Origin of the sequence: Salmonella sp. SAL04162, assembly GCF_046551535.1 — a bacterium.
Classification (GTDB): domain Bacteria; phylum Pseudomonadota; class Gammaproteobacteria; order Enterobacterales; family Enterobacteriaceae; genus Salmonella; species Salmonella enterica.
Map to the genome: position 1 here is coordinate 179271 of NZ_JBGDVX010000008.1, position 21573 is coordinate 200843.

The 21573-nt window shown below is 57.3% G+C and carries 21 protein-coding genes and 1 pseudogene; 18 read left to right on the forward strand and 4 right to left on the reverse strand.

Annotated features, from left to right (window positions below; translation table 11 throughout):
* Positions 1-47: 47 nt before the first annotated feature.
* Positions 48-2048: a transketolase gene (gene tkt / locus ACLJRH_RS17215; RefSeq protein ID WP_023136445.1), complete on the reverse strand. Its 2001-nt coding sequence runs from the start codon at positions 2046-2048 to the stop codon at positions 48-50.
* Positions 2049-2067: 19 nt separating this feature from the next.
* Positions 2068-3018, reverse strand: coding sequence for a transaldolase (tal, locus tag ACLJRH_RS17220; RefSeq protein WP_001072443.1), 951 nt, complete (start codon positions 3016-3018; stop codon positions 2068-2070).
* 271 nt (positions 3019-3289) lie between these two features.
* Between tal and maeB the strand changes: the two genes are divergently transcribed.
* The 18 genes from maeB (at position 3290) to eutR (ending at position 20776) form a co-directional block, all read left to right on the forward strand.
* Positions 3290-5569, forward strand: a complete 2280-nt coding sequence (maeB, locus tag ACLJRH_RS17225; protein ID WP_000344299.1) for an NADP-dependent oxaloacetate-decarboxylating malate dehydrogenase — start codon at positions 3290-3292, stop codon at positions 5567-5569.
* Between the two features lie 416 nt (positions 5570-5985).
* Positions 5986-6321, forward strand: coding sequence for an ethanolamine utilization microcompartment protein EutS (eutS, locus tag ACLJRH_RS17230; protein WP_001031445.1), 336 nt, complete (start codon positions 5986-5988; stop codon positions 6319-6321).
* Positions 6322-6333: 12 nt separating this feature from the next.
* Positions 6334-6813, forward strand: coding sequence for an ethanolamine utilization acetate kinase EutP (gene eutP, locus ACLJRH_RS17235; protein WP_000820751.1), 480 nt, complete (start codon positions 6334-6336; stop codon positions 6811-6813).
* Positions 6791-7480 (forward strand): ethanolamine utilization acetate kinase EutQ, encoded by a 690-nt coding sequence (gene eutQ, locus ACLJRH_RS17240; RefSeq protein WP_000733867.1) that lies wholly within the window; start codon positions 6791-6793, stop codon positions 7478-7480. Before eutP ends, eutQ begins: the two co-directional genes overlap by 23 nt.
* Complete coding sequence (gene eutT, locus ACLJRH_RS17245; protein WP_000997661.1) at positions 7477-8280, forward strand: ethanolamine utilization cob(I)yrinic acid a,c-diamide adenosyltransferase EutT; 804 nt, start codon at positions 7477-7479, stop codon at positions 8278-8280. Before eutQ ends, eutT begins: the two co-directional genes overlap by 4 nt.
* The gene (pta, locus tag ACLJRH_RS17250; RefSeq protein ID WP_023203689.1) at positions 8277-9293 is read left to right on the forward strand and encodes a phosphate acetyltransferase; all 1017 of its coding nucleotides are present in this window, start codon (positions 8277-8279) and stop codon (positions 9291-9293) included. The genes eutT and pta overlap by 4 nt, the downstream gene beginning before the upstream one ends.
* A gap of 40 nt (positions 9294-9333) precedes the next feature.
* Entirely contained in the window at positions 9334-9624 is a 291-nt protein-coding gene (gene eutM / locus ACLJRH_RS17255) for an ethanolamine utilization microcompartment protein EutM (protein WP_000387716.1), read from the forward strand.
* 112 nt (positions 9625-9736) lie between these two features.
* Positions 9737-10024: an ethanolamine utilization microcompartment protein EutN gene (eutN, locus tag ACLJRH_RS17260; protein WP_001522340.1), complete on the forward strand. Its 288-nt coding sequence runs from the start codon at positions 9737-9739 to the stop codon at positions 10022-10024.
* A gap of 11 nt (positions 10025-10035) precedes the next feature.
* Positions 10036-11439, forward strand: a complete 1404-nt coding sequence (locus ACLJRH_RS17265; protein ID WP_001075640.1) for an aldehyde dehydrogenase family protein — start codon at positions 10036-10038, stop codon at positions 11437-11439.
* A gap of 10 nt (positions 11440-11449) precedes the next feature.
* Positions 11450-12289, forward strand: coding sequence for an ethanolamine utilization protein EutJ (gene eutJ, locus ACLJRH_RS17270; RefSeq protein ID WP_000929675.1), 840 nt, complete (start codon positions 11450-11452; stop codon positions 12287-12289).
* Positions 12279-13466 carry an ethanolamine utilization ethanol dehydrogenase EutG gene (eutG, locus tag ACLJRH_RS17275; RefSeq protein WP_001147505.1) on the forward strand — a complete coding sequence of 396 codons (1188 nt, stop codon included), beginning with the start codon at positions 12279-12281 and terminating at the stop codon, positions 13464-13466. The genes eutJ and eutG overlap by 11 nt, the downstream gene beginning before the upstream one ends.
* Positions 13467-13585: 119 nt before the next feature.
* Positions 13586-14812 (forward strand): ethanolamine utilization protein EutH, encoded by a 1227-nt coding sequence (gene eutH / locus ACLJRH_RS17280; protein WP_000512357.1) that lies wholly within the window; start codon positions 13586-13588, stop codon positions 14810-14812.
* Positions 14809-16212, forward strand: coding sequence for an ethanolamine ammonia-lyase reactivating factor EutA (gene eutA, locus ACLJRH_RS17285; RefSeq protein WP_023223129.1), 1404 nt, complete (start codon positions 14809-14811; stop codon positions 16210-16212). Before eutH ends, eutA begins: the two co-directional genes overlap by 4 nt.
* 11 nt (positions 16213-16223) lie before the next feature.
* Positions 16224-17585 carry an ethanolamine ammonia-lyase subunit alpha gene (gene eutB / locus ACLJRH_RS17290; protein ID WP_000769990.1) on the forward strand — a complete coding sequence of 454 codons (1362 nt, stop codon included), beginning with the start codon at positions 16224-16226 and terminating at the stop codon, positions 17583-17585.
* A gap of 18 nt (positions 17586-17603) precedes the next feature.
* On the forward strand, positions 17604-18500 hold the full coding sequence (gene eutC / locus ACLJRH_RS17295; protein WP_000372354.1) for an ethanolamine ammonia-lyase subunit EutC: 897 nt from the start codon (positions 17604-17606) through the stop codon (positions 18498-18500).
* A 9-nt stretch (positions 18501-18509) separates the two neighbouring features.
* A complete protein-coding gene (gene eutL / locus ACLJRH_RS17300) occupies positions 18510-19169 on the forward strand; it encodes an ethanolamine utilization microcompartment protein EutL (protein ID WP_001111056.1) in 660 nt (219 codons plus the stop codon).
* 12 nt (positions 19170-19181) lie between these two features.
* Positions 19182-19676, forward strand: coding sequence for an ethanolamine utilization microcompartment protein EutK (gene eutK / locus ACLJRH_RS17305; RefSeq protein WP_000606266.1), 495 nt, complete (start codon positions 19182-19184; stop codon positions 19674-19676).
* A gap of 47 nt (positions 19677-19723) precedes the next feature.
* Entirely contained in the window at positions 19724-20776 is a 1053-nt protein-coding gene (gene eutR, locus ACLJRH_RS17310; RefSeq protein ID WP_000753666.1) for an HTH-type transcriptional regulator EutR, read from the forward strand.
* Between the two features lie 166 nt (positions 20777-20942).
* On the opposite strand, the pseudogene ACLJRH_RS17315 reads toward eutR, so the two are convergent.
* Positions 20943-21149 (reverse strand): annotated as a pseudogene (locus ACLJRH_RS17315) (DUF1963 domain-containing protein); the annotation flags it as partial.
* A 75-nt stretch (positions 21150-21224) separates the two neighbouring features.
* Positions 21225-21554, reverse strand: coding sequence for a hypothetical protein (locus ACLJRH_RS17320; RefSeq protein ID WP_001194342.1), 330 nt, complete (start codon positions 21552-21554; stop codon positions 21225-21227).
* Between the last annotated feature and the right edge of the window lie 19 nt (positions 21555-21573).

Sequence of the window (21573 nt, forward strand, 5' to 3'; positions counted from 1 at the left end):
AGAACAGGTCTGCAGACTGCGCAAAGTCTGTGTTGCTAACGCTCGCCTTAGCCTTTGATGTTCAGCACCCGGCGGGCTTTTTCTACAATATTTTCCACGGTAAAGCCAAAATACGGGAACAGTTTGTCAGCCGGGGCGGATTCACCGTATCCCGTCATGCCGATAATTGCGCCTTTTAGGCCAACATATTTATACCAGTAGTCGGCTATACCGGCTTCCACCGCGACGCGGGCGGTCACGTGCGCCGGTAGCACTGATTCGCGATATGCCTCGTCCTGCGCATCGAAAATATCCGTTGAAGGCAACGACACCACGCGAACGTTATGCCCCTCGCCAGTCAATTTTTCCGCCGCCTGGAGGGTAATTTCCATTTCCGATCCGGTAGCGATCAGAATGATATCCGGCTTGCCGCCGCTATCCTTCAGAATATAACCGCCGCGAGCAATTGCTTTCACCTGTTCCGGCGTGCGTTCCACCTGCGCCAGATTCTGCCGCGAGAGAATCAACGCCGTCGGCCCGTGCTGACGTTCAATGGCCAGCTTCCAGCCGACCGCCGCCTCAACCTGATCGCAGGGACGCCAGGTGCTGAAGTTAGGCGTTAAGCGCAGGCCCGCCAGTTGTTCCACGGCCTGGTGCGTCGGGCCATCTTCGCCCAAACCGATGGAGTCGTGGGTATAGACCATAATCTGCCGGGCTTTCATTAAGGCCGCCATACGCGCCGCGTTACGCGCATATTCGACAAACATCAGAAACGTGGCGGTATACGGTACAAAGCCGCCGTGGTGGGCGATGCCGTTGGCAATGGCGGTCATGCCGAATTCGCGCACGCCATAGTGGATGTAATTACCTGCCGGATCCTCTTTCAACGAGGTCGAACCTTTCCAGATAGTCAGGTTGCTCGGCGCCAGATCCGCCGATCCGCCCAACAGTTCCGGCAACAGGGGACCGTAGGCATTGAGCGTATTTTGCGATGCTTTACGGGTGGCGATTTTGGCCGGATTAGCCTGCAAGTCGTTAATAAATTTTTGCGTGGCGGATTCCCATGTCTCCGGCAGTCCGCCGCTCATCCGGCGGGTAAACTCTGCGGCCAGCTCAGGATAAGCCTTCTCATAAGCAGCAAACTTTTCCTGCCACTGCTGCTGCGCTTTCTCACCTTTTTCACGGCCATCCCACGCGCGGTAAATTTCTTTTGGGATCTCAAACGCCGGATGATGCCATCCCAGCTTCTGGCGGGTCAACGCCACCTCTTCTTCGCCCAGCGCCGCGCCGTGCGACTCCTCCTTCCCGGCTTTATTCGGCGAGCCAAAACCTATCACCGTCCGACAGATAATTAGCGAAGGTTTGTCTTTTACGCTCTGGGCTTCCAGAATGGCTTTTTTCACCGCCTCCGGATCGTGCCCGTCAATGTTATGCACGACATGCCAGTGGTAGGCTTCAAAACGTTTGGCGGTATCGTCGGTAAACCAGCCTTCGGTTTCGCCATCAATGGAGATGCCGTTGTGATCGTAAAAGCCGATCAGTTTGCCCAGCCCCAGCGTACCAGCCAGCGAACACACCTCATGCGAGATCCCCTCCATCAGACAGCCGTCGCCCATAAAGACATAGGTGTAGTGGTCGACAATCTCATGGTCCGGCCGGTTGAACTGTGCGCCTAACGTACGCTCGGCAATCGCCAGCCCGACGGCATTCGCCAGCCCCTGGCCCAGCGGCCCGGTGGTGGTTTCAACGCCGGGCGTATAGCCAATCTCCGGGTGACCGGGCGTTTTAGAGTGCAGTTGACGGAAGTTTTTTAACTCCTCCAGCGGCAGGTCATAACCGGTTAAATGCAGCAGACTATAGAGCAGCATGGAGGCGTGACCGTTGGAAAGGATAAAACGGTCACGGTCATACCAAGTTGGATCGGTGGGGTTATGTTTAAGAAAATCGTTCCATAGCACTTCAGCGATATCCGCCATCCCCATCGGCGCGCCGGGGTGCCCGGAATTGGCTTTTTGAACGGCATCCATGCTCAGCGCACGAATCGCATTGGCAAGGTCTTTACGGGACATAAATCACTCCATGCAAGGTTTATAGTTTGGCGGCAAGCAGGTCTTCCAGTTTGCGCTGGTCAACGGCAAAAAGACGGATACCTTCCGACAGCTTCTCTACGGCCATCGCGTCCTGATTATGTTCCCAGCGGAACTCCGCTTCCGTCATTGGCGTAGGACGGTGGAACATCTGCGAGGAAGGCACCAGTTTACGGATCACCGGTTCTTCTTTTTCTTTCAGCTCTTTAAGCAGGTTAGGGGAGATAGTCAGTCGATCGCAGCCGGTTAGCGCGAGGATTTGCTCAGTACGGCGGAAACTTGCCCCCATCACGATGGTTTCATAGCGATGCTGTTTAAAGTAATCGTAGATATTGCGTACCGATTTCACGCCGGGATCTTCCTCCACGACATACGGCTCCAGCGGACTACGCGCCTGATACCAGTCGTAAATTCGGCCCACGAACGGAGAGATCAAATAGACGCCCGCTTCGGCGCAGGCGCGCGCCTGGGCAAAAGAGAACAACAACGTCAGGTTGCAATTAATGCCCTCTTTTTCGAGCTGCCCGGCGGCGCGGATACCTTCCCAGGTTGCGGCGAGCTTGATCAGAATGCGCGATTTATCAATACCCTGCTGCTGGTAGAGATCCACCAGATGGCGCGCTTTCTCGATACTTTTTTCTTTATCGAATGATAACCGCGCGTCGACTTCAGTGGAGACGCGACCGGGAATACTTTTCAGTATTTCCGCGCCAAAATTGACCGCCAGTTTATCGCTGGCTGCTGCAACCTGCTGTTCCTGCGTACCGCCGTGTTTTTTTCCCCAGGCAATCGCATCCTCAATCAAATGACCATACTGCTCAAGCCCGGCGGCTTTCAACAGTAAAGAGGGATTTGTCGTGGCATCCTGCGGCTGGTAGTGGCGGATGGACTCGATGTCGCCGCTGTCGGCGACGACGGTAGTGAATTGTTTGATGCCGTCTAGCTGGTTCATAGGAAATACTCCTTGAAAAGTAAAGTGTTAGATGAGTGTGTTGATTCACACTTCTGAAAGATTGATACACTACATAACCAAAAAGCATAGCAGACAGGCATGGTATTGCTGGTATAAGCAGGTAACATGGCCGTTATAAGTTGATAACAAACTCTTGCGCCGCGTCGTGATAGTTTGCAGACCTTCAAAGTTTGTGTTGCGCAGTACGGTGATAATGTGCGGCGCACCAGGCCGCGTCACTTTTTGAACGATACGTGAAAGGAACAACAAGATGGATGAGCAGTTAAAACAAAGCGCCCTTGATTTCCACGAATTTCCGGTACCCGGTAAAATTCAGGTTTCTCCGACTAAGCCCCTTGCCACCCAACGCGATCTGGCGTTGGCTTACTCGCCAGGCGTGGCGGCGCCCTGCCTGGAAATCGAAAAAGATCCGCTGGCAGCCTACAAATACACCGCGCGCGGCAACCTTGTCGCGGTCATTTCCAACGGTACAGCGGTGCTGGGGTTAGGCAACATTGGCGCGCTGGCCGGCAAGCCGGTCATGGAAGGCAAAGGCGTTCTGTTTAAAAAATTCGCCGGCATCGATGTGTTTGACATTGAAGTCGATGAGCTTGACCCGGACAAATTTATCAATGTGGTCGCAGCGCTGGAGCCGACCTTTGGCGGCATTAACCTCGAAGACATTAAAGCGCCGGAATGTTTCTATATTGAACAGAAACTGCGCGAGCGCATGAACATCCCGGTTTTCCATGACGATCAGCACGGAACGGCGATCATCAGTACGGCCGCCATTCTTAATGGCCTGCGAGTCGTAGAGAAAAATATTTCCGACGTGCGGATGGTCGTCTCCGGCGCAGGGGCGGCGGCAATCGCTTGTATGAACCTGCTGGTCGCGTTGGGGATGCAAAAGCACAACATCGTGGTGTGCGACTCAAAAGGCGTTATTTACAAAGGCCGTGAGCCGAATATGGCGGAGACCAAAGCGGCCTATGCGGTAGACGACAGCGGCAAGCGCACGCTGGATGAGGTCATTGACGGCGCGGATATTTTCCTCGGCTGTTCAGGCCCGAAAGTGCTGACTCAGGAGATGGTGAAGAAAATGGCCCGCGCGCCAATGATTCTGGCGCTGGCTAACCCGGAACCGGAAATCCTGCCGCCGCTGGCGAAAGAAGTGCGTCCGGACGCCATCATCTGTACCGGTCGTTCCGACTATCCGAACCAGGTGAACAACGTATTGTGCTTCCCGTTTATCTTCCGCGGCGCACTGGACGTCGGCGCGACGGCGATCAACGAAGAGATGAAACTGGCGGCGGTCCGTGCGATTGCTGAGCTGGCGCACGCCGAACAGAGCGAAGTGGTGGCCTCGGCCTATGGCGATCAGGACCTGAGCTTTGGGCCGGAATACATTATTCCGAAACCGTTTGACCCGCGTCTGATTGTCAAAATCGCTCCGGCGGTCGCGAAAGCGGCAATGGATTCCGGCGTGGCGACGCGCCCGATTGCTGACTTTGATGCCTATATCGATAAACTGACCGAGTTTGTCTACAAAACCAACCTGTTCATGAAGCCGATCTTCTCGCAGGCACGCAAAGATCCGAAGCGTGTAGTGCTGCCGGAAGGGGAAGAGGCGCGCGTGCTGCACGCAACCCAGGAGTTGATCACCCTGGGGCTGGCGAAACCCATCCTGATCGGACGTCCGAGCGTGATCGAAATGCGTATCCAGAAACTGGGGCTACAGATCAAAGCGGGCGTTGATTTCGAGATCGTGAATAATGAATCCGATCCGCGCTTCAAAGAGTACTGGAGCGAGTATTACCAGATCATGAAGCGTCGCGGGGTAACTCAGGAACAGGCGCAGCGTGCGATGATCGGCAACCATACGGCCATTGGCGCGATCATGGTGCAGCGTGGGGAAGCGGATGCGATGATCTGCGGCACTATCGGCGACTACCATGAGCATTTCAGCGTAGTGAAAGCCGTCTTTGGCTACCGTGACGGCGTGCATACGGCAGGGGCGATGAACGCCTTACTGCTGCCAAGCGGCAACACTTTTATTGCCGATACTTATGTTAACGAAGATCCCACGCCGGAACAGTTGGCGGAGATCGCCGTAATGGCGGCGGAAACCGTTCGCCGCTTTGGTATTGAGCCGAAAGTCGCGCTGTTGTCGCACTCTAACTTTGGTTCCTCAAATTCGCTGTCCGCCAGCAAAATGCGCGAAACCCTTGAGCGGGTACGCGAACGAGCGCCCGATCTGATGATTGACGGTGAGATGCACGGTGATGCGGCGTTGGTGGAAAGTATTCGTAATGACCGGATGCCGGATAGCCCGCTGAAGGGAGCCGCCAATATTCTGGTGATGCCGAATATGGAAGCCGCCCGCATTAGTTACAACTTACTCCGCGTCTCCAGTTCCGAAGGCGTCACGGTCGGCCCAGTCCTGATGGGCGTGTCTAAACCGGTACATGTATTAACGCCGATCGCCTCTGTACGCCGTATCGTGAATATGGTGGCGTTAGCGGTAGTTGAAGCGCAAACCACGCCGCTTTAATAACGCATTACTCTCTCTTCTGGCGCAGGTTCTCCTGCGCTTTTTTTATGCGCCGCTGGGCTTCGCCATGGCATGAAAGGCTCGGGTGGGGATATTCTGGAACCTATTGCGTTACCCCTACTTATTTCACTGAATCTGTACTATGCATAAATCGAGTGATACGCATTATTTTTATCAATAGTAGTAATACAAAGAATAGCCAGTGGGTATTTATTGCGGAACAGGTTTAAATTCAGAATGACGCCTGAAAATGTGATGCACCACGATATTTATCGTTAACACCTTCGACAGAAGTCCCTTTTATTTTCTTTCTCTTAGTGATCTACCTCACCTTTTACATCACCTTGCCGAATTTTGTTATTTACTCCGACAAAAAATTGCCACGATGACGGCAGTTTCAGTGGAGATGGTGAGCAATGAATAAAGAACGCATTATTCAGGAATTTGTGCCGGGCAAACAGGTCACGCTGGCGCATCTCATTGCGCACCCTGGTGAAGAACTGGCGAAAAAGATCGGCGTTCCCGATGCTGGCGCGATTGGCATTATGACCTTAACGCCGGGGGAGACGGCCATGATCGCTGGCGATTTAGCGATGAAGGCTGCGGATGTACACATCGGTTTTCTCGACAGATTTAGCGGCGCGCTGGTGATTTATGGCACCGTCGGCGCAGTAGAAGAAGCGCTATTACAGACGGTCAGCGGGCTGGGGCGATTATTAAACTTTACCCTGTGTGAGTTAACAAAAAGTTAATTGGTGGCGGTAATGAAACGTATTGCTTTTGTCGGCGCGGTCGGTGCCGGAAAGACAACGCTTTTTAACGCGTTACGGGGAAATTATTCCCTCGCCAGAAAAACACAGGCCGTGGAATTTAATGATCATGGCGATATAGATACGCCGGGTGAATATTTTAGCCATCCCCGTTGGTATCACGCCTTAATTACCACGTTGCAGGATGTGGACACGCTGATTTATGTCCACGCGGCAAACGATAAAGAAAGTCGCTTACCTGCCGGGTTATTGGATGTTGGAACCCGTAAACGACATATCGCCGTTATCAGCAAAACGGACATGCCGGATGCCGACGTCGCCGCTACGCGGCAGTTGCTTTGCGAGATTGGATTCCGGGAGCCGATTTTCGAGCTCAACGGCCACGACCCGCAAAGCGTGCGGCAGTTGGTGGATTATCTGGCGGCTCTCAGTGAACAGGAGGAAGAGGCAGGTGAAAAAACTTATCACAGCTAACGATATTCGTGCGGCCCACGCCCGCGGCGAACAGGCGATGTCGGTAGTGCTGCGCGCCAGCATTATTACCCCGGAGGCTCGCGAAGTGGCGGAACTACTGGGATTCACGATTACCGAATGCGACGAGTCCGTCCCGGCATCCACATCGGCGCAGGCGTGTAAAAGCGAAAGCCAGCGCATTCGGGAAGCCATCATCGCGCAGCTCCCGGAAGGGCAGTTTACTGAAAGCCTGGTGGCGCAGTTGATGGAAAAAGTGCTCAAGGAAAAGCAGTCGCTGGAACTGGGGACGATGCAGCCGAGCTTTACCTCCGTCACGGGTAAAGGCGGCGTGAAAGTCATTGACGGCAGCAGCGTGAAATTTGGCCGCTTCGACGGCGCCGAACCGCACTGCGTCGGCTTAACCGATCTGGTTACAGAGCAGGACGGCAGCAGCATGGCCGCCGGGTTTATGCAGTGGGACAACGCCTTTTTCCCGTGGACGCTGAACTACGACGAAATCGACATGGTGCTGGAGGGCGAACTGCACGTACGTCATGAAGGCGAAACCATGATTGCCAAAGCCGGAGATGTGATGTTCATCCCTAAAGGCTCCAGCATTGAATTTGGCACGCCAACGTCCGTGCGCTTTCTGTACGTCGCCTGGCCTGCGAACTGGCAATCCGTATGAACGATTTCATCACCGAAACGTGGCTCAGAGCGAATCACACGCTCAGCGAAGGCTCGGAGATCCATCTGCCCGCTGATGCACGACTGACGCCCTCGGCCCGGGAACTGCTGGAAAGCCGTCGCCTGCGCATTAAGTTTCTGGATCAGCAAGGCCGGCTGTTTGTCGATGATGACGAACAGCAGCCGCAGCCGGTACATGGCTTAACCAGTAGCGATACGCACCCACAGGCCTGCTGTGAACTGTGCCGCCAGCCGGTGGTGAAAAAGCCCGATACGCTGACCCATCTGACGGCGGACAAAATGGTCGCCAAAAGCGACCCGCGCCTCGGCTTTCGCGCCGCGCTCGACAGCGCCATCGCGCTGACCGTGTGGCTACAAATCGAACTGGCGGAACCCTGGCAGCCGTGGCTTTTCGATATCCGGTCGCGGCTGGGCAACATTATGCGCGCCGACGCTATAGATGAACCGCTGGCGGCGCAGTCTATCGTCGGGCTGAACGAGGATGAGCTGCATCGCCTTTCCCACCAGCCGCTGCGCTATCTCGACCACGATCACCTGGTGCCGGAGGCCAGCCACGGTCGCGATGCGGCGCTGCTTAATCTCCTGCGAACCAAAGTCCGTGAAACGGAAACCCTCGCCGCACAAGTGTTTATTACCCGTAGTTTTGAGGTCTTGCGCCCGGACATTTTACAGGCGCTGAACCGACTCTCCAGCACGGTTTACGTGATGATGATTTTGAGCGTGGCGAAACATCCGCTGACGGTCGCCCAAATTCAACAACGGTTGGGAGAGAAGCCATGATCATTGAACGCGCCCGCGAACTGGCGGTACGCGCCCCCGCCAGAGTCGTCTTTCCCGATGCGCTGGACGAACGCGTGCTGAAAGCGGCGCATTACCTGCAACAGTGCGGTCTGGCTCGCCCCGTTCTGGTCGCCAGTCCGTTTGCGCTGCGTCAGTTTGCCCTGAGTCATCGTATGGCGATGGATGGCATTCAGGTCATCGACCCACACAGCAACCTGAGTATGCGCCAGCGTTTTGCGCAACGCTGGCTTGCCCGTGCCGGAGAAAAAACGCCGCCGGACGCAGTGGAAAAGCTTAGCGACCCGCTAATGTTCGCTGCCGCCATGGTGAGCGCCGGTGAGGCTGATGTGTGTATCGCAGGCAACCTGTCGTCAACGGCGAATGTGCTGCGCGCAGGGCTGCGGGTGATTGGCCTGCAACCCGGGTGCAAAACATTGTCGTCTATTTTCCTGATGCTGCCGCAGTATGCCGGTCCGGCATTAGGGTTCGCCGATTGCAGCGTAGTGCCGCAGCCGACGGCGGCGCAGCTGGCGGATATCGCTATCGCCAGCGCCGACACCTGGCGGGCCATTACCGGCGAAGAGCCGCGCGTGGCAATGCTGTCATTTTCAAGCAAAGGCAGCGCCCGTCACCCCAATGTTGCCAACGTGCAGCAGGCGACAGAGCTCGTTCGCGAACGTGCGCCGCAACTGCTTGTGGACGGTGAATTGCAGTTTGACGCCGCTTTCGTGCCGGAGGTCGCCGCGCAAAAAGCGCCTGACAGCCCGCTGCAAGGCCGCGCCAACGTGATGATTTTCCCGTCGCTGGAGGCGGGCAATATTGGCTACAAAATCGCTCAGCGTCTGGGAGGCTATCGCGCTGTTGGGCCGCTAATTCAGGGGCTTGCCGCGCCGCTTCACGACCTCTCCCGAGGCTGTAGCGTGCAGGAAATTATCGAACTGGCGTTGGTGGCAGCCGTGCCGCGCCAGGCTGACGTGAGCCGCGAACGCAGCTTACACACACTGGTTGAATGAACGGTCCCGTTCTGGACCCCTTTAATGAGAGGAAAACACGATGGAAGCATTAGGAATGATTGAAACCCGGGGCCTGGTTGCGCTGATTGAGGCCTCAGATGCGATGGTAAAAGCCGCACGCGTGAAGCTGGTCGGCGTGAAGCAGATTGGTGGTGGCCTGTGTACGGCCATGGTACGTGGCGACGTGGCGGCGTGCAAAGCCGCAACCGATGCTGGCGCCGCTGCGGCGCAGCGCATTGGCGAGCTGGTCTCCGTACACGTGATTCCACGCCCGCACGGCGATCTGGAAGAAGTGTTCCCGATCAGCTTCAAAGGCGACAGCAACATTTGATGGTAGGCCGGATAAGACGCGCAGCGTCGCCATCCGGCATGAATGCGCGCCATTGCCTGATGGTGCGCAGATTCAAGGCCTACGACCCAACGGGCAATCCATGGAGGCGGATATGAAACTGGCAGTCGTCACAGGACAAATCGTATGTACCGTCCGCCATCAGGGACTGGCGCATGACAAATTGCTGATGGTGGAAATGATCGATGCCCAGGGCAACCCCGACGGGCAGTGTGCCGTCGCTATCGACAGTATCGGGGCGGGAACCGGAGAGTGGGTACTGCTGGTCAGCGGCAGTTCCGCACGCCAGGCGCATCGCAGCGAATTATCACCGGTCGATCTGTGCGTCATTGGCATCGTCGATGAAGTGGTGGCTGGCGGGAAAGTGGTTTTCCATAAATAGGACTGAACATCATGAATCAACAGGATATTGAACAGGTGGTGAAAGCGGTACTGCTGAAAATGAAAGACAGCAGCCAGCCGGCCAGCACTGTTCATGAGATGGGCGTTTTTGCCTCCCTGGATGACGCAGTGGCGGCAGCAAAACGGGCCCAGCAGGGGCTGAAGAGCGTGGCGATGCGCCAGCTTGCCATTCATGCCATTCGCGAAGCGGGCGAAAAACACGCCCGAGAATTAGCGGAACTTGCCGTCAGCGAAACCGGCATGGGACGCGTTGACGATAAATTTGCTAAAAACGTGGCGCAGGCGCGCGGCACGCCGGGCGTCGAGTGTTTATCTCCGCAGGTGCTGACCGGCGATAACGGCCTGACGCTGATTGAAAATGCGCCGTGGGGCGTGGTGGCCTCGGTCACGCCGTCCACCAATCCGGCGGCCACGGTGATTAATAACGCCATCAGCCTGATTGCCGCAGGCAACAGCGTCGTGTTTGCCCCGCATCCGGCGGCGAAAAAGGTCTCTCAGCGGGCAATCACCCTCCTCAATCAGGCGGTGGTCGCCGCCGGTGGCCCGGAAAATTTGCTGGTCACCGTGGCGAACCCGGATATCGAAACCGCCCAGCGGCTGTTCAAGTATCCCGGTATTGGCCTGCTGGTGGTGACTGGCGGCGAAGCGGTGGTGGACGCGGCGCGCAAACATACTAATAAACGCCTGATTGCCGCGGGTGCCGGCAATCCCCCGGTGGTGGTGGATGAGACCGCCGACCTGCCGCGCGCTGCACAATCCATCGTCAAAGGCGCGTCGTTTGATAACAACATCATCTGCGCCGACGAAAAAGTGCTGATTGTGGTGGATAGCGTCGCCGACGAGCTGATGCGTCTGATGGAAGGTCAGCACGCGGTGAAACTGACCGCCGCTCAGGCCGAACAGCTCCAGCCGGTGCTGCTGAAGAATATTGATGAGCGCGGCAAAGGCACCGTCAGCCGTGACTGGGTCGGTCGTGACGCGGGCAAGATTGCCGCAGCCATCGGCCTGAACGTCCCGGATCAAACGCGCCTGCTATTTGTGGAAACGCCAGCCAACCATCCGTTTGCCGTCACTGAAATGATGATGCCGGTACTGCCGGTGGTGCGGGTCGCCAACGTCGAAGAAGCCATCGCCCTGGCGGTTCAGCTTGAAGGCGGTTGCCACCATACGGCGGCGATGCACTCGCGCAATATCGACAACATGAACCAGATGGCGAACGCCATCGACACCAGCATTTTCGTCAAAAACGGGCCGTGCATTGCCGGGCTTGGATTGGGCGGAGAAGGCTGGACCACCATGACCATCACCACGCCAACCGGCGAAGGCGTGACCAGCGCGCGTACCTTTGTGCGGCTGCGTCGATGCGTGCTGGTGGATGCGTTTCGCATTGTATAAGGGATGACTCATGGCGCACGACGAACAACTCTGGCTCACCCCAAGACTGCAAAAAGCGGCGGCCCTGTGTAACCAGACGCCCGCCGCCAGCGATACACCGCTGTGGCTGGGCGTCGATTTGGGCACCTGCGACGTGGTGTCGATGGTGGTCGACGGCAACGCCCAACCGGTGGCGGTGTGCCTTGACTGGGCCGACGTTGTGCGTGACGGCATCGTCTGGGATTTCTTCGGCGCCGTCACCCTCGTGCGCCGCCATCTCGACACCCTTGAACAGCAGCTCGGCTGCCGCTTTACCCACGCGGCGACCTCGTTCCCGCCGGGCACCGACCCGCGTATTTCGATCAACGTGCTGGAGTCTGCCGGGTTAGAAGTCAGCCACGTACTGGATGAGCCGACGGCGGTGGCGGATCTGCTGGCGCTTGATAATGCAGGCGTGGTGGATATTGGCGGCGGCACTACCGGCATTGCCATCGTCAAACAGGGCAAGGTGACTTACTCCGCCGATGAAGCCACTGGCGGGCACCATATCTCCCTGACGCTGGCGGGCAACCGCCGTATTCCCCTGGAAGAGGCGGAACAGTACAAGCGCAGCAATGCGCAGGAGATTTGGCCGGTAGTGAAGCCGGTGTACGAAAAAATGGCGGAAATCGTTGCTCGCCACATTGAAGGGCAAGGAATTGCTGATTTATGGCTGGCGGGCGGTTCCTGTATGCAGCCGGGCGTGGAGGCGTTATTTCGCCAGCGTTTCCCGGAGTTACAGGTGCATTTACCGCAGCACAGCCTGTTTATGACCCCGCTGGCGATAGCCAACAGCGGGAGAGCGAAAGCGGAGGGACTCTATGCAAGCTGAACTACAGACGGCGCTGTTTCAGGCATTCGACACCCTGAATCTGCAACGGGTGAAAACGTTCAGCGTACCGCCGGTCACGCTGTGCGGACTTGGGGCGCTCGGCGCCTGTGGACAGGAAGCGCAAGCGCGAGGCGTAAGCCATCTGTTTGTGATGGTCGACAGCTTCCTGCATCAGGCGGGAATGACCGCGCCGCTGGCACGTAGCCTGGCGATGAAGGGCGTGGCGATGACGGTCTGGCCGTGTCCGCCAGGCGAGCCGTGCATCACCGACGTCTGCGCGGCGGTGGCGCAACTGCGTGAGGCGGCGTGCGACGGCGTAGTGGCCTTTGGCGGCGGTTCGGTGCTGGACGCGGCGAAAGCGGTCGCCCTGCTGGTGACTAACCCTGACCAGACGCTGAGCGCCATGACCGAGCGCAGTACATTACGCCCGCGTCTGCCGCTGATTGCGGTGCCGACCACCGCCGGAACCGGTTCTGAAACCACCAACGTGACGGTGATTATCGACGCGGTCAGCGGGCGCAAGCAGGTGCTGGCGCACGCGTCACTAATGCCGGACGTAGCGATTCTTGATGCTGCCGTGACCGAAGGCGTTCCGCCAAACGTGACGGCGATGACCGGTATCGATGCGTTGACGCATGCGATTGAGGCCTACAGCGCGCTCAACGCCACGCCGTTTACCGACAGCCTGGCGATTGGCGCGATAGCGATGATTGGCAAATCGCTGCCGAAAGCCGTGGGTTACGGCCACGATCTGGCGGCGCGTGAAAATATGTTGCTGGCCTCCTGTATGGCGGGAATGGCCTTTTCCAGCGCTGGTCTGGGGCTGTGTCATGCGATGGCGCACCAGCCAGGGGCGGCGCTGCATATTCCGCACGGCCAGGCCAACGCCATGCTGCTGCCAACGGTCATGGGCTTTAACCGGATGGTATGCCGCGAACGCTTCAGTCAAATCGGTCGGGCGTTAACCAATAAGAAATCGGACGATCGCGATGCGATTGCGGCGGTGAGCGAGCTGATTGCCGAAGTAGGGCAGAGCAAACGGCTGGCTGACGCTGGCGCCAAACCCGAACACTACAGCGCATGGGCGCAAGCCGCGCTGGAGGATATTTGTCTGCGCAGTAACCCACGCACCGCCACACAGGCACAGATTATCGATCTGTACGCGGCTGCCGGGTAATGCCTGTAGGCCGGATAAGGTGCTCGCACCGCCATCCGGCAATAACACGGCGTTAATGCCGGAGGCGACGTAAACGTCTTATCCGGCCTACAAATCATAAATGGCAGGGAGTAAAGGCTATGGGAATTAACGAAATCATCATGTACATCATGATGTTCTTTATGCTGATTGCCGCCGTGGACAGAATCCTGTCGCAGTTCGGCGGGTCGGCGCGCTTCCTCGGTAAATTCGGCAAGAGTATCGAGGGGTCTGGCGGCCAGTTTGAAGAGGGCTTTATGGCGATGGGCGCGCTGGGACTGGCGATGGTCGGTATGACCGCGCTGGCGCCGGTGCTGGCGCATGTACTGGGGCCGGTTATTATCCCGGTATACGAAATGCTGGGCGCGAACCCATCCATGTTCGCGGGTACGCTGCTGGCCTGTGATATGGGCGGATTCTTCCTCGCCAAAGAGCTGGCCGGCGGTGATGTCGCGGCGTGGCTATACTCAGGGTTAATACTTGGGTCGATGATGGGGCCGACCATTGTGTTCTCCATTCCGGTGGCGCTCGGCATTATCGAACCGTCTGACCGCCGCTACCTGGCGCTTGGCGTACTCGCGGGTATCGTCACCATTCCCATTGGCTGCATTGCGGGGGGATTGATCGCCATGTACTCAGGCGTGCAGATCAATGGTCAGCCAGTGGAGTTTACCTTCGCGCTGATCCTGATGAACATGATCCCGGTATTGATTGTCGCGGTGCTGGTAGCGCTGGGGCTGAAGTTCATCCCGGAAAAAATGATCAACGGTTTCCAGATTTTCGCCAAATTTCTGGTGGCGCTGATCACCATCGGTCTGGCGGCTGCGGTGATTAAATTCCTGTTGGGCTGGGAGTTGATTCCGGGGCTCGACCCGATCTTTATGGCGCCAGGCGACAAACCTGGCGAAGTGATGCGCGCCATTGAAGTGATCGGCTCTATCTCCTGCGTGCTGCTCGGCGCGTATCCGATGGTGCTGTTACTGACCCGCTGGTTTGAAAAACCGTTGATGAATGTCGGTAAGCTGCTGAACGTAAATAATATTGCGGCGGCAGGCATGGTAGCGACCCTGGCGAACAATATCCCCATGTTCGGCATGATGAAGCAGATGGATACCCGCGGCAAAGTGATTAACTGCGCATTTGCCGTCTCTGCGGCGTTCGCGCTGGGCGACCATTTAGGCTTCGCCGCTGCCAACATGAACGCCATGATCTTCCCGATGATTGTCGGCAAGCTGATCGGCGGCGTGACGGCGATTGGCGTGGCGATGATGCTGGTGCCGAAAGATGACGCCGCCCAGGTGAAAACCGAAGCGGAGGCGCAATCGTGAACACTCGCCAGCTACTGAGCGTCGGTATCGATATCGGCACCACCACCACGCAGGTGATCTTCTCGCGCCTGGAGTTGGTTAACCGTGCGGCGGTGTCGCAGGTGCCGCGCTACGAATTCATCAAACGCGACATTAGCTGGCAAAGCCCGGTCTTCTTTACGCCCGTGGATAAGCAGGGCGGTCTGAAAGAGGCCGAACTTAAAGCGCTGATTCTGGCCCAGTATCAGGCCGCAGGCATCGCGCCTGAATCGGTGGACTCAGGGGCTATCATTATCACCGGCGAAAGCGCCAAAACCCGCAACGCCCGTCCGGCGGTCATGACGCTCTCGCAGTCGCTGGGCGACTTTGTGGTCGCCAGCGCCGGGCCGCATCTGGAATCGGTCATTGCCGGTTACGGCGCCGGAGCGCAAAGCTTGTCTGAGCAGCGGATGTGTCGGGTGTTGAATATTGATATCGGCGGCGGCACGTCTAACTACGCGCTGTTTGACGCGGGAAAAGTCAGCGGCACCGCCTGCCTTAACGTCGGTGGTCGCCTGCTGGAAACCGACGCTCAGGGGCGCGTGGTTTATGCCCATCAGCCGGGGCAGATGATTATCGATGAGGTGTTCGGTTCGGGTACTGATGCTCGCGCCTTAGCTGCCGCACAGTTGGGGCAGGTGGCGCGGCGGATGGCGGATCTCATCGTCGAGGTTATCACCGGCGCGCTCTCGCCGCTGGCGCAATCGCTGATGCAAACCGGGCTACTGCCCGCCGATATTACGCCGGAGGTGATCACCCTTTCCGGTGGGGTAGGTGAATGCTACCGCAACCAACCTGCCGATCCGTTCTGCTTTTCTGATATCGGGCCGCTGCTGGCGACCGCGCTGCATGAGCACCCGCGTCTGCGCGAGATGAACGTGCAGTTTCCGGCGCAAACCGTGCGCGCCACGGTGATTGGCGCTGGGGCCCATACGCTCTCGCTTTCCGGCAGTACTATCTGGCTGGAAGACGTCCAACTGCCGCTGCGCAACCTGCCGGTGGCGATCCCGCAGGATGACGCCGATCTGGTGAACGCCTGGCGGCAGGCGCTTCTCCAGCTTGATCTCGACCCGCAAACCGACGCTTACGTGCTGGCGCTTCCCGCCACGCTCCCGGTGCGTTACGCCGCATTACTCACGGTCATCAACGCGCTGACGGCTTTTGTCGCGCGTTATCCCAATCCATATCCCCTGCTGGTGGTGGCCGAGCAGGATTTTGGTAAAGCGCTGGGCATGTTATTGCGCCCACAGTTACCGCAACTTCCGCTGGCGGTCATCGATGAGGTGGTCGTGCGGGCGGGAGACTATATCGACATTGGTACGCCTCTTTTTGGCGGATCGGTTGTGCCGGTGACGGTGAAATCACTCGCATTTCCTTCCTGAGGGAACGACTTATGAAACTAAAGACCACATTGTTCGGCAATGTTTATCAGTTTAAGGATGTAAAAGAGGTACTGGCTAAAGCCAACGAACTGCGTTCGGGGGATGTGCTGGCCGGGGTTGCCGCGGCAAGTTCGCAGGAGCGCGTAGCGGCAAAACAGGTACTGTCGGAAATGACGGTGGCGGATATCCGCAACAATCCGGTGATTGCCTATGAAGAGGATTGCGTGACGCGCCTGATTCAGGACGACGTCAACGAAACGGCCTATAACCGGATTAAAAACTGGAGCATCAGCGAGCTGCGCGAATACGTGCTGAGCGATGAAACCTCCGTGGACGACATCGCGTTTACCCGCAAAGGCCTCACCTCCGAAGTGGTGGCGGCAGTGGCGAAAATCTGCTCCAACGCCGACCTGATCTACGGCGGCAAGAAAATGCCGGTGATCAAAAAAGCCAATACCACCATCGGTATTCCGGGCACTTTTAGCTGCCGTTTGCAGCCGAACGATACCCGTGACGATGTACAGAGTATCGCCGCGCAAATCTACGAAGGGCTTTCTTTCGGCGCGGGCGATGCGGTGATCGGCGTTAACCCGGTGACCGATGACGTGGAGAACCTGACCCGCGTGCTCGACACCGTTTACGGCGTTATCGATAAATTCAATATTCCGACCCAGGGCTGCGTGCTGGCGCACGTCACCACCCAGATTGAAGCGATTCGTCGCGGCGCGCCGGGCGGACTGATTTTCCAAAGCATTTGCGGCAGCGAGAAGGGCTTAAAAGAGTTCGGCGTCGAGCTGGCGATGCTCGACGAAGCGCGGGCTGTGGGGGCGGAGTTCAACCGCATCGCCGGGGAAAACTGCCTGTACTTTGAAACCGGACAGGGCTCGGCGCTGTCGGCTGGTGCGAACTTTGGTGCCGACCAGGTGACGATGGAAGCGCGTAACTACGGGCTGGCTCGCCACTACGATCCGTTCCTGGTGAACACCGTGGTGGGCTTTATCGGGCCGGAATATCTCTACAACGACAGGCAGATTATCCGTGCCGGTCTCGAAGATCACTTTATGGGCAAGCTGAGCGGCATCTCGATGGGCTGCGACTGCTGCTATACCAACCATGCCGACGCCGACCAGAACCTTAACGAAAACCTGATGATTCTGCTCGCTACTGCCGGCTGTAACTACATCATGGGGATGCCGCTCGGCGACGACATCATGCTCAACTACCAGACCACCGCTTTCCACGATACCGCCACCGTCCGTCAGTTGCTGAATTTACGGCCGTCGCCGGAGTTTGAACGCTGGCTAGAAACGATGGGCATTATGGCAAACGGTCGTCTGACCAAACGGGCGGGCGATCCGTCACTGTTCTTCTGATGACGCGGGGATAACACCATGGATCAAAAACAGATTGAAGAAATTGTACGTAGCGTGATGGCGTCAATGGGACAGGACGTACCGCAGCCCGTCGCGCCGTCAACGCAGGAAGGCGCAAAGCCGCAGTGCGCCGCGCCGACGGTGACCGAAAGCTGCGCGCTGGATTTAGGTTCCGCAGAGGCAAAAGCCTGGATTGGCGTCGAGAATCCGCATCGTGCGGACGTGCTGACCGAACTGCGTCGCAGTACTGCGGCACGCGTCTGTACGGGTCGTGCCGGGCCGCGTCCACGTACCCAGGCGCTGTTGCGCTTCTTGGCGGATCACTCCCGTTCGAAAGACACCGTGCTCAAAGAAGTGCCGGAAGAGTGGGTAAAAGCGCAAGGGCTGCTGGAAGTGCGTTCGGAGATCAGCGACAAAAACCTGTACCTGACGCGCCCGGATATGGGGCGTCGCCTGAGCCCGGAAGCCATTGATGCGCTGAAGTCGCAGTGCGTGATGAACCCGGATGTGCAGGTAGTGGTCTCCGATGGCCTCTCTACGGATGCGATCACCGCCAACTATGAAGAGATCCTGCCGCCGCTGCTTGCCGGTCTGAAGCAGGCCGGGCTGAACGTCGGCACGCCGTTCTTTGTGCGCTATGGCCGCGTGAAGATTGAAGATCAGATTGGCGAAATTCTCGGCGCGAAGGTCGTCATCCTGCTGGTGGGCGAACGTCCGGGGCTGGGGCAGTCGGAAAGCCTTTCCTGCTACGCCGTCTATTCCCCGCGCGTGGCGACCACCGTCGAGGCCGACAGAACCTGTATTTCAAACATTCATCAGGGGGGGACGCCGCCAGTAGAAGCCGCCGCCGTGATTGTGGATTTGGCCAAACGGATGCTGGAGCAGAAAGCGTCCGGCATCAACATGACCCGTTAAGGAGACATCATGCCTGCATTAGATTTGATTCGACCTTCAGTGACTGCCATGCGCGTGATTGCCTCCGTGAATGACGGCTTTGCGCGGGAACTTAAATTACCGCCACATATACGTAGCCTCGGACTCATCACGGCAGATTCTGATGATGTGACCTATATTGCCGCTGACGAAGCGACAAAACAGGCGATGGTGGAAGTAGTCTATGGCCGCTCCCTCTATGCCGGGGCGGCTCACGGGCCGTCGCCTACCGCTGGTGAGGTGTTGATTATGCTGGGCGGACCGAACCCGGCGGAAGTGCGCGCCGGTCTGGATGCGATGGTCGCCAGCATTGAAAACGGCGCGGCGTTCCAGTGGGCGAACGATGCGGAAAATACCGCATTCCTGGCGCATGTGGTTTCGCGTACCGGCTCGTACCTCTCGTCTACCGCAGGTATCGCGCTGGGCGATCCAATGGCCTACCTGGTGGCGCCGCCGCTGGAAGCGACATTCGGCATTGACGCGGCGATGAAATCCGCTGACGTTCAGCTGGTGACTTACGTGCCGCCGCCGTCGGAAACCAACTATTCGGCCGCGTTCTTAACGGGAAGCCAGGCCGCGTGTAAAGCCGCCTGCAATGCCTTTACCGACGCCGTGCTGGATATCGCCCGTAACCCTGTCCAGCGTGCGTAACGGAGGCTGCCAATGATCAATGCCCTGGGATTACTGGAAGTGGACGGAATGGTCGCCGCCGTCGATGCGGCGGATGCCATGCTGAAAGCGGCCAACGTTCGTTTGCTCAGTCATCAAGTGCTCGACCCTGGCAGGCTCACGCTGGTGGTGGAGGGCGATCTGGCGGCGTGTCGTGCGGCGCTGGATGCCGGAAGCGCCGCCGCGCAGCGCACAGGCCGTGTGATTAGCCGCAAAGAAATTGGTCGTCCGGAAGAGGACACCCAGTGGCTGATTGGCGGGTTTGCGCGTGCGACAACGCCGACTGAGAAAGCGCCCCAGGTACCCGCAACGCCTGAGTTCGCTGAAGCGTTACTGGCGCTGCTGGCATCAGTACGCCAGGGAATGACGGCGGGAGAGGTTGCCGCGCATTTTGGCTGGCCGCTGGAGCAGGCCAGAAACGTGCTGGAACAACTCTTTTCTGACGGAGCGTTGCGTAAACGCAGTAGTCGCTATCGCATCAAAAATTAATCTGTCGGAGGGCCGGGCGTCCTGGCGGGCGTCCGGCATAGAAGATCATGAAAAAGACCCGTACAGCGAATTTGCACCATCTTTATCATGAAGCGTTACCCGAAGACGTTAAACTTACGCCCAGAGTCGAGGTGGACAATGTTCATCAGCGACGGACGACGGATGTCTATGAACATGCTCTGACTATCACCGCCTGGCAGCAGATCTACGATCAGTTACACCCGGGTAAATTTCATGGCGAGTTCACGGAAATCCTGCTTGATGAGATTCAGGTGTTCCGTGAATACACCGGCCTGGCGCTGCGTCAGTCGTGTCTGGTTTGGCCAAACTCTTTCTGGTTTGGTATTCCGGCGACACGCGGCGAACAGGGATTTATCGGCGCGCAGGGGCTCGGCAGCGCCGAGATTGCCACCCGACCGGGAGGCACCGAGTTTGAACTGAGCACGCCGGATGATTACACCATTCTGGGCGTCGTTATCTCGGAAGATGTTATTTCCCGTCAGGCCACGTTTTTGCATAACCCGGAAAGGGTGCTGCATATGCTGCGTAACCAGTTAGCGCTGGAGGTAAAAGAGCAGCATAAAGCGGCGCTGTGGGGCTTTGTGCAGCAGGCGCTGGCCACCTTCAGCGAGAGTCCTGAAACCCTGCATCAACCTGCGGTGCGTAAGGTCTTGAGTGATAATTTATTGCTGGCGATGGGCACGATGCTGGAAGAGGCGAAGCCGATTCATAGCGCCGAGAGCATCAGCCATCAGGGATATCGTAGGCTACTGTCGCGGGCGCGGGAATATGTGCTGGAAAATATGTCGGAGCCGTTGACGGTGCTCGACTTATGTAACCAGCTACACGTAAGCCGTCGCACGCTGCAAAATGCGTTTCACGCCATTTTGGGCATTGGCCCCAATGCGTGGCTGAAACGTATTCGCTTAAACGCGGTACGCCGGGAGTTGATTAGCCCGTGGTCGCAGAGCACCACGGTCAAAGATGCCGCGATGCAGTGGGGATTCTGGCATCTGGGGCAATTTGCCACCGATTATCAGCAATTATTTGCCGAAAAACCGTCGTTGACGCTGCATCAACGGATGCGGCAATGGGCTTGATATTGATGGGTAGGCTCTCCGGTTGCTGATAACGTGCGCGTGTCGGGAATTGCCCGGTGGCGGCTGGCGCCTTACCGGGCCTACGGATTCGCTGCTGTCTGTGGTTGGTAGCCCGGACAAGGCGCGCCAGCGCCGCCTCCGGGGAACCGCGCGCAATTTTGTCTCCGCAGATAAACCCGTAAAGCATTCCATCGGCATATTTCTCAATATCTTCATAACTTATTTGTGCGAGGAACATCATCGTTTGCGCGCACGTTGGGCACGTTGGATATTCCGCATCCTGAACCCAGGCCGGGTGGCCGCCGAGCTGTGAGAAGGTCGTGGGTGAATTAGGAACGGCCGTGGCGAAAACGGTGTTATATGCCGTACAACACTACCAGGTCAGAATGCGAATTACCGAGTTCTTTATCTACAATGAACTCGTTTATTTCTACGAGCCTGCTTTTATTCAACGACCAACCGGATAGGCGATAAACAAACCGGCTATCGTCAAAATACATGCCAGTATGCATAGCAAGATACAGTTAACGCTTTTACGCGGAATATGAATAATAAAGCAGAGTAATGCTATCAGGGCCATGACCACAGGGATGGTCACCATATTGATAACCAGAAGCACGATCAGACCGAAGCTCACCCCTCCGCTATGAGGGATGAATATTCTTTCTTCAAAATATATTTCTAGCGTAATGGCAAGCAGGCAGCCAATAAAACTTATACCCAGATGGGGATGCCATTTGGCGTCACTGGTTACTACTTTCCGTGTATTTGTTTGCATTGTTTTACTTTATAAATAA